This is a genomic window from Paenibacillus aquistagni, from assembly GCF_900177815.1.
GTDB classification, from domain to species: Bacteria; Bacillota; Bacilli; order Paenibacillales; family Paenibacillaceae; genus Paenibacillus_B; species Paenibacillus_B aquistagni.
The window spans coordinates 1-4,776 of sequence record NZ_FXAZ01000015.1 but is presented as its reverse complement, the minus strand read 5'-3'; the positions used below and the strand labels follow the sequence as shown (position 1 = coordinate 4,776).

3 protein-coding genes and 1 pseudogene are annotated in these 4,776 nt (G+C 45.4%); all 4 read left to right on the top strand.

Annotation, left to right across the window (positions count from 1 at the left end; genetic code table 11):
- Window positions 1-150 (top strand): annotated as a pseudogene (locus B9Y93_RS24990) (carbohydrate ABC transporter permease); the annotation flags it as partial.
- Window positions 151-236: 86 nt separating this feature from the next.
- Complete coding sequence (locus B9Y93_RS24150) at window positions 237-1,847, top strand: extracellular solute-binding protein (RefSeq protein WP_085499143.1); 1,611 nt, start codon at window positions 237-239, stop codon at window positions 1,845-1,847.
- A 180-nt stretch (window positions 1,848-2,027) separates the two neighbouring features.
- A complete protein-coding gene (locus B9Y93_RS24145; RefSeq protein WP_085499142.1) occupies window positions 2,028-3,638 on the top strand; it encodes an extracellular solute-binding protein in 1,611 nt (536 codons plus the stop codon).
- A gap of 464 nt (window positions 3,639-4,102) precedes the next feature.
- On the top strand, window positions 4,103-4,776 hold a 674-nt coding region (locus B9Y93_RS24140), incomplete at its 3' end, for an ABC transporter permease (protein WP_085499139.1).

Sequence of the window (4,776 nt, the reverse complement as noted above, 5' to 3'; positions counted from 1 at the left end):
GTAGCAGAAGCGATGAACAACAAAGCCGAAGTTGCAGCACTGCTCAAATACGGCGTTATCATCGTATCGACCTTGCCGGTCATCGCGATCTATCCATTCTTGCAGCGCTACTTCGTGCAAGGGGTTATGATCGGCTCTGTAAAAGGATAATAATCCGGGCAACTGTCCCGGTTTATTATAAAAAGCACGTTCGAAGTGAGGGTCATTAATCTAAGTATCAAAGGGAGGATCTGTACATGGGAAAAGGTAAAAAAGTATTGGCACTTATCCTATCGTTAACACTCTGTGCATCACTTCTTGCAGCATGCGGCGGCAAGTCCGATGAAGGAAGCAGCAGCAGCTCCGGCAGCAATACAGCGGCTGCAGAAGTGAACAAAGAGGGCTTTCCAATTGTAAATGAGCCGATTACTCTAACCATGATGGGACCGGATATGGGGATGGCAAAATGGTCCGACATGCTGTTCTTCAAGGAGATGGAGAAGAAGACAGGCATTAAGTTTGAGTTCCAAAACGCTCCGAATGAGAACTTCGAAACGAAGCGTCAGCTCGTACTTGCAAGCGGCGACTATCCAGATGTGTTCTTCGGCGGCCAGTTCAAAGCAGCTGATGAAGTCAATTACGGCGGCCAAGGCATTCTGCTTCCGTTAGAGGAATACATTGATGGCGGATATGCGCCGAACCTGAAGAAGATTCTCGATGAGAACCCAGACGTTCGCAAGTCGATCACAACACCAGATGGACATATTTATACCCTGCCGTTCATTGACCTGGCAGCAGTATGGTACATGGGTCCAATGTGGTACAATGGCGAGTTCCTGAAAAAGCTCGGCTATGATGAAGTTCCACAAACAACGGATGAACTGTACACATACCTGAAGCGTGTAAAAACGGAAGATCCAAACGGCAACGGCAAAGCAGACGAGATTCCTTTGACTTCTGTTAAGCTTAATGATGGTATCCGCATGTGGCTGATGGGCTCCTTCGGCATTGGCTATGAGGATATCTATGCAGATGCGAACGGTAAAGTATCCTATGCTTATACGGCAGATGGCTATAAAGACTATTTAACATTCTTGAACAAGCTGTGGAACGAAGATCTGCTTGACCATGAGACCTTCTCCCAAACAAATGAACAGAAGAAAGCAAAAGGAAACAATAACCAAGTTGCACTCTTCCAAGATTACCATGCTTACTTCACGCTAGGTGGAGAGCCTAGCAAAGAAGACGTAATGTATCAGCCAGTGAAGAGCAGTGTAGAAGGTTCCCCTGTGGCTGCGAAGCATCCAGGCTTGGCAAAAGGACCATTCGCGATCTCTTCTGCTAACAAGCATCCTGAAGCAACGATGAGATGGGTAGACTACTTCTACTCCACAGAAGGATCTGATTTCTTGGTAAATGGACCAGAAGGCCTGCTGTTTGAATATGTAAACAAAGACACGTTTGAGAAGAAGCGCCTTGATGCACCAGACGGCAAGGATCGCGAAGAATATCGTGCAACCATTACACCTGCGTACGGTATCAATCTGCCGCAGATCGCCAACGAGCAAACATCTAACGGATTCAAGGACGACTTCTCCAAATGGTTGGATGAAGAAACAGCGAAGAAAATTACACCATTCGCTAGAGTTCCGTTCCCAAGCATTTACTTGTCTCAAGCAGAGCAGGATCAAGTATCTGCCATCCGTTCTGACTTGAAGACATATGTAGAGCAAATGGAAGCTAAATTCGTTACAGGTCAAGAGCCGCTTAGCAATTACGACAAGTACATCGAAACAGCAAACAAAATGGGCGCTCAAAAGATGGTAGATATGTATCAAGCTGCTTATGACCAATGGAAAAACCAATAATAGCTTAAGTTTTACTTGAAGACCATAAAAGACATCCTTTAGATTTATTCAAGCTTTGAAGGCAGGGAGAGAAGGATGCATGAACCACCCTTCTCTTCCGACCTTTCTTCTATTGAACATCGTGTAAGGATAGCTTTACATCAAGGTCTGAATTACTTATACAGTAGGAGGGTTATCCTTATGGCAAAAGGCAAGAAATTGTTAGGACTTATCTTATCCATTACGCTTTGCGCATCCCTGCTTGCAGCATGCGGCGGCAAGGCAGAGGACAGCAGCAGCGCTGGAACTAGCGGAACGCAGGCAGAAGCCAACATTAACAAAGACGGCTTCCCGATTGTCAACGACTCCATCACCTTGTCCGTTATGGGACCAGACGTGGGTGTGGCAAAATGGTCGGAGATGGCTTTCTTCAAAGAGATGGAGAAAAAGACAGGCATTAAGCTTGAATTCAAGAACGCGCCAAACGACAGCTTTGAAACGAAGCGCAACCTTGTATTGGCAAGCGGCGACTACCCAGACTTCTTCTTCGGGTATCAATTCAAATCCGCAGATGAAGTCAATTATGGCGGCCAAGGCGTATTGCTCCCGCTTGAAGATCTAATTGATCAATATGCGCCAAATATCAAAAAGATCCTGGACGAGAATCCAGACGTTCGCAAATCCATTACAACGCCAGATGGCCATATCTACACGCTGCCTAAGATCGACTTGAATGCAGTGTGGTACATGGGGCCGATGTGGTATAATGGCGAATTCCTAAAAGCGCTTGGTTATGACAAAGTGCCTCAAACGACAGATGAGCTGTATACGTACTTGAAGCGCGTGAAGACAGAGGACCCTAACGGCAACGGCCAAGCAGACGAGATTCCTTTGACTTCTGTAAAATTGAATGACGGTATCCGCATGTGGCTGATGGGATCTTTCGGCCTTGGCTATGAGGATATTTATGCGGATAAAGACGGCAAGGTTCATTACGCTTATATTGAGCCTGCGTACAAAGATTACCTGTCCTACATGAACAAGCTCTGGAAAGAAGACTTGCTCGATCATGAGACGTTCTCTCAAACCGATGAGCAAAAAGGCTCCAAGGGTAAAAACAATCAAGTGGGCCTGTTCCAATCCTACTATGCTTACTTCATGACAGGCGCAACAGAGCCTAGCGACAAAGATCCAATGTACCAACCGGTATCGAGCAGCATTGAAGGCACTCCTGTTGTGGCGAAGCATCCAGGTTTGGCAAAAGGCGCATTTGCAATCACGAATGCCAATAAGCATCCTGAAGCAACAATCCGTTGGATCGATTACCTGTATTCTACAGAAGGTGCTGAAATGCTGAGCTATGGCCCAGAAGGCATGCTGTGGGATTATGCAAACAAAGATACGCATGAGAAGAAGTGGAACGAAACACCAGACGGCAAAGACCGTGAAGAATATCGCGGTTCCTTGACACCTGACTACGGTATCGTTGTACCAGGCGTTGCAAACAATGATGTGAAGAATGGCTTCATCAGCGACTTCGACAAGTGGATCGATGAAGAGAACAAAGAAAAGCTTCTTCCTTTCGCTCGCGTACCATTCCCAAGCGTGTACTTGTCTGAAAGTGATCAGCAAACAGTATCTGCAACTCGTTCTGACTTGAACACGTTCGTGGAGCAAATGGAAGCGAAGTTCATTACAGGACAAGAGCCGCTTGAAAACTTCGATAAGTATATGGAAACAGCGAAGAAAATGGGTGCTGAGAAGATGGTAGGCATCTATCAAGCTGCTTATGATACTTGGAAGCAAAACTAATGCAATGACAATACCGGCATCTCGGTAAGAAAAACCTGAGCAGGACTTCGGTCCGCTCAGGTTTTTTTGCTTTGACACGGAAGAAATGTAACATTGTCATGATAGATAGCTGGGAAATTGTCACTATTTAACTGACAATTTCCCTATTTTTAGGTGTGTTGAATAGGTCAAATGTGACCTTGTGACGATATAAATGACACATTTTGACGTGATACTGCAATTATCATTTAGGATGTGAATCACCCGTAACCCTTGATATTAAAGGGTTTTCATTGGAAAATTGTCAGCACGATTCGACATATTTACGAAGTGTGCATTTCAGCCTACAATTCTAGTTGTAAGCGCTAGCAATCATGCCGCTGCAGTACAGAGCCGGGATGGTTGAACAGATAAGATACATGTTATGGAGAGAGAATAGCGTGCACACCATCTAGGTACAATTTTGGAAGGAGGGAATGAACACGATGCAACAGAATGGAGCAACTGCCGTTTCGGCTAATGTAGGTCAAAAGAAAAAGAAGAGTACGCGATGGAAACAGGTCACTCAGAACTGGGAGCTGTACTTATTAATCGCACCTGCTTTCTTCTACTTCTTGATCTTCCATTATGGACCTATGTACGGCATCCAAATTGCATTTAAGAACTTCATTCCGGCAAAAGGAATTTGGGGCAGCCCATGGGTAGGATTTGACCATTTTACACGATTCTTTGATTCCTATTATTTCTGGGATTTGCTTTGGAACACCTTGAGCATCAGCTTGTACGAGCTTGCTGTCGGGTTCCCGCTGCCAATTATTTTGGCACTTGCATTTAACGAAATTCGGACCGGATTCTTTAAGAAATCAGTGCAAACGGTTACTTATGCACCACACTTTATTTCCATGGTTGTTATGGCAGGTATCATCATTACATTCTTGTCCCCTTCTACAGGGATTATCAACCACATTGTCCAATGGTTCGGCTTTGAACCAGTTAACTTCCTAACAGACCCAAAATGGTTTAAGACCATGTACGTCTTGTCTGGCGTGTGGCAGGGAACCGGTTGGGGAACGATCATTTATCTTGCCGCCTTGTCTGGTGTTGATCCACAGCTTCATGAAGCAGCGATTGTGGACGGCGCAAGCCGCTGGCAGCGTAT

Excerpts from the sequence above, each read along its gene's own strand:
- B9Y93_RS24150 (WP_085499143.1), top strand. The coding sequence starts at position 237 with ATGGGAAAAGGTAAAAAAGTATTGGCACTTATCCTATCGTTAACACTC.
- B9Y93_RS24145 (WP_085499142.1), top strand. The coding sequence starts at position 2,028 with ATGGCAAAAGGCAAGAAATTGTTAGGACTTATCTTATCCATTACGCTT.